Origin of the sequence: Pradoshia sp. (assembly GCF_051873915.1) — a bacterium.
GTDB lineage: Bacteria > Bacillota > Bacilli > Bacillales > Pradoshiaceae > Pradoshia.
The window spans coordinates 1-4,033 of sequence record NZ_JBJEFJ010000006.1 but is presented as its reverse complement, the minus strand read 5'-3'; the positions used below and the strand labels follow the sequence as shown (position 1 = coordinate 4,033).

General features: G+C 44.6%; 1 protein-coding gene. It reads right to left on the bottom strand.

Annotation, left to right across the window (positions count from 1 at the left end; genetic code table 11):
• Nucleotides 1-230: 230 nt before the first annotated feature.
• Nucleotides 231-3,695, bottom strand: coding sequence for a bifunctional 2',3'-cyclic-nucleotide 2'-phosphodiesterase/3'-nucleotidase (locus tag ACI35L_RS00385; RefSeq protein WP_439801986.1), 3,465 nt, complete (start codon nucleotides 3,693-3,695; stop codon nucleotides 231-233).
• Between the last annotated feature and the right edge of the window lie 338 nt (nucleotides 3,696-4,033).

Sequence of the window (4,033 nt, the reverse complement as noted above, 5' to 3'; positions counted from 1 at the left end):
CAAATGCAAGAGATAATCTATCGGCACATGCACCCCTCAGCACTGATAAGGTCAAAATGGACAAGCTGGGCAGTTTTTGAACCAAATTTTGGTGATTTTAGGCAGAATCCATTCAAAAGGACCTTTCATGATGGTACCATGATTACTCGGGTAGCCAGTTCGTTGAGGAAGCATAATCCGTATAAAAAAGACCTGCCAGGATGCGATTGCATCCTAACAGGTCATCCTTATTATTGAACCCGCTGGATTCGTCCTTCAACCGCATAGGTAAACGGCTTCGGCAAGGTTTTTACGTAATCAACAGTTGCGTCTATATCAACTGGGCCAACCTCCATGGAGCTTGCAAGCTCATCAAAGCTTGTGCTGATGTTCGAGTACATATAATTGTTCACCACAACTGTGTATTCCTTTTCAGGGTCGATTTTGCTTCCATCTGGAAGGAAGATATCGACGACTTTGCCTGTTTTGGTCGCATCGTCATAGGTGTATGTGTATTTCAGGCCTGAGACATGATAATCAAGACCTCTAGCTGTGATTTGCTCATTGAGTACAACGGCAATATCAGCTCCGCTGAGTGTTGCTTTGTTTAAGACGTTGCCGAACGGCTGAATGGCGAATAAATCGCCAAAGGTGACTTCTCCAGCCTCAAGAGGAGAGCGGACGCCGCCGCCATTCATCATGGCAATATCTGCATCCATCGCGACTCTCATTCCATCAGCAATCAAATTGCCAAGGGCAAGGTCACCATTGGTTTGTGCAATAGTCGGGTACCCTTTGACCAAGGTTTCGGCAGATTGGCCGACAACCTGAGCCTTAATGGGTTCAACAAGTGCAGTGTATTTGTCCATGATCGCACTGACCTCGGGGTCTGGTGTGTAATCACTTTGGAACACGGTAACGATTTCTGCTTCCTTGTGGAAGATATCGCCGGTGACTGGGTCGATTTCAATATCAACATCTGCAATGGCAGAGCCATAGGAGTAAGCTTGAACAATCAATTTGTTATCGACCACGCGGTTCATGCCAACGTGGTTATGAGCTGCAAAGATAATATCGACTTCATCATCGACTTGTTCAGCGATTTTGCTAGCGTCGTAACGGTCTGTATAGCCTTCCTGGATGGCAGGATTATGGGCAAGAACAATGATGGCTTCAATGCCTTCCTTCTTTAATTCATCCGTATAGGTATTAATGGCTTCGACTTCATCCGTAATTTTTAATGTTTCATTTCCTTTTCGAACAATCATTTCAGGTGTTTCCTGTGTGACGACCCCGATTACGCCGATCCTTTGGCCTTCTGCTTCAAGAATTGTGTAAGGCTCGGTAATGAGCTTATCATCACGTGTGTCATAGGCATTGGCAGCAACGACAGGGAAGTCCATGCCGTCATATCCTTCTGTGCCATTTTTGTGATCCCCGCCGGAGATCATCCTTTTCAATTCATCGATACCTTCATCAAATTCATGGTTTCCAAGTGTCCCGGCATCAAAGCCGATTGCTTCCATGACTTCAACAGTCGGTTCATCCTGGAAGCTGGCAGAGATGAGCGGGCTGCCCCCAATCATATCACCGGAGTGAACAATGAATGTATTGGGATTCTCCGCCTCGCGCTCCTTTAGGGCAGCAGCTGTGTATTCAATTTGTCCCGCTGTTTTTCCGCCTACAGTTGTCACAGTGTCCAGCTGGCCATGCAGATCATTCATGCTTAATAGCTGAATGCTGATGCCGCGGTTTAGGTCATAAGTGAAGATTCCAAAGCCCTTTTCATCGGTTTTTCCTGTATACGTGAACGGGCTGTCTTCTGTGATATATTCCTGAGCCTTCGGTGATGTGGTGAATGTTAGGTTCACTTCACCAGCGATTGGTGCAAGAGACCAGTTATCATCCGCTGTCGGAGTGATTTCCTTTACCTCTGAGATGTAGTCCATCAAGACTTGACGGTTCTCCTCAGCTGAATCAATGACAAGTTCTCCATTTGTCACGCCAGGGAAATTCCCGCCGCCATTCGCACGGTAGTTATTTGTGACAACAATGAATTCCTGATCGGGCTGTACAGGCTCCCCGTTATATTCCAGGTTCATGATTCGGCTTGAATCTGGATTAGCGACAGCGCCGGTTGGTGTGTATTTCGGTTTCTTCGTTACATCAATTTGGTAGGTCACGCCATCAATCACATCGTAGTTATATACCGCAAATGACGGATTGAGAAGCTCCTGTGATGCAGTGTTGGCTGGATCAATCGTATTGAATTTACCAGCAGACATCTCAAGCCATTCTTTGACGTCTGCACCAGTCAATTTTATGGCCTTTAACGTGTTGTCATATAGATAAAGGTCAGCGGCGCTGCGAATAGTCAGGTCGCCTTTTTTGATTTCTGTGAATTCCTCTGGGCCGTTGCGTCCCGCTTTAAAAGGTGCGCCTGCAGAGAGAATGGGAATATCAGCGAGCTCTGGTTTATTGAGCTTAATGTAATTCTCGGCATACCATGTTTGAGCATTGGTGACAACTTGAATGGATGGGTCGTCCTTCACAAGGGCGAAGTAGCTGTAAATATCATCTGTTGTCGTGCCGATTGGTGTGTTGACATACTCAATGGTTGCCTCATGATCTTTCTTGACAGCTTTAACGATTTTCTGGTCAGCTGCGACATCCTTTGTAACAGCTCTTGTCGAGGATTGTGAATCAGCGACAATCCATTTTCCTTTTTTCTTTTCTAATGTTAAGTCGATAATCCCAAGTGAGCCGCCGCCAAAACCGGCTTGTACGGCAGGAACACCGTTAATGGTTCCTTTTTCATTGTCCACGCCAGGGAGGACATTGCCGTTCTCATCCTTGAAAAGGGCATCGAGCTTACTGACATCAGCTGCCGGGAAGACTTTATGCGTATGAGAGAAGGTTAGGGCATCGATTCCTTTTACCTTGCTTAAAGCATAAATCGTATCCTCGGTATTCTTTTCGTTGCTGCTGAAGCCGGAGTGTGCCATTGCGACAATGACATCAGCTCCTTTTTTCTTCATTGCCGGGATGAATTTCTCAGCTGTTTGGACAATGTCCTTCGTGATGACCTTGCCGTCAAGATGGGCCTTATCCCATTCATTGATTTGAGGAGGAACAAAGCCAATATAGCCGATTTTCACGGTTTGAGTCTTGCCGGATTGGTCCTTTACCTTTTTAGAGACAATTTTATAAGGTGTGTACTTGTTTTTATCGTTAGTTGGGTTGCCGTCTTTATCATCGATATAGACATTGGCATTGATGAAATCGAATTTGGCATCATTGTATACTTCATCAAGGAATTCCAGTCCATAATTGAATTCATGATTCCCAAGTGTGGCAATATCGTAATCTAGCAGATTCATCGCTTTGATGGCTGGATGAACTTCTTTTTTGCCAAGAGGATCGATTTTCGCTTTGTATGTAGCAAATGGGTTCCCTTGAATAAGGTCGCCATTGTCCACAAGGACGCTGTTTTTCACTTCTTTACGTGCTTGCTTGATGAGTGTAGCTGTTTTGGCGAGTCCAACATTAGGGGATTCGCTGTTTTTGTAATAATCATAGCTTAGCAGATTCATATGGATATCGGTTGTTTCCATAATACGAAGGGTAACCTCGGATTGACCCTTGCCTTTATCCTTTTTTGAGGCCCCTGCATGTAACGTTTGGAAAGGGGTGGTGAATAAAAGAATGGCAAACATGAAGACAGTAACAAGTTGTGCTAATGATAATCTTCGCAAACTATTCATTCCTCCTAAATTAAGGCTATTGATTAGGGAGTGTTCATACTCCCATCAATCAATATAGCAGATTCGCAGGAATTTAATAGTTTTTATGGCAATAATAGCTATAAATGCCCAGTAAAAATTTACACTATATAATGCTTTTTAACCATGAAAGTGATGGCAAAATGATGTCATTAGACCTGATAATTAGGAATAATGCGTATTAGCAGAAGACCTAAGAAAATGATTTAAGAGGGCTTATGGAGAGGGCTGCCAGGCATGATTGAGCCGTATCCTCCTCGGAGGGCTCCGAA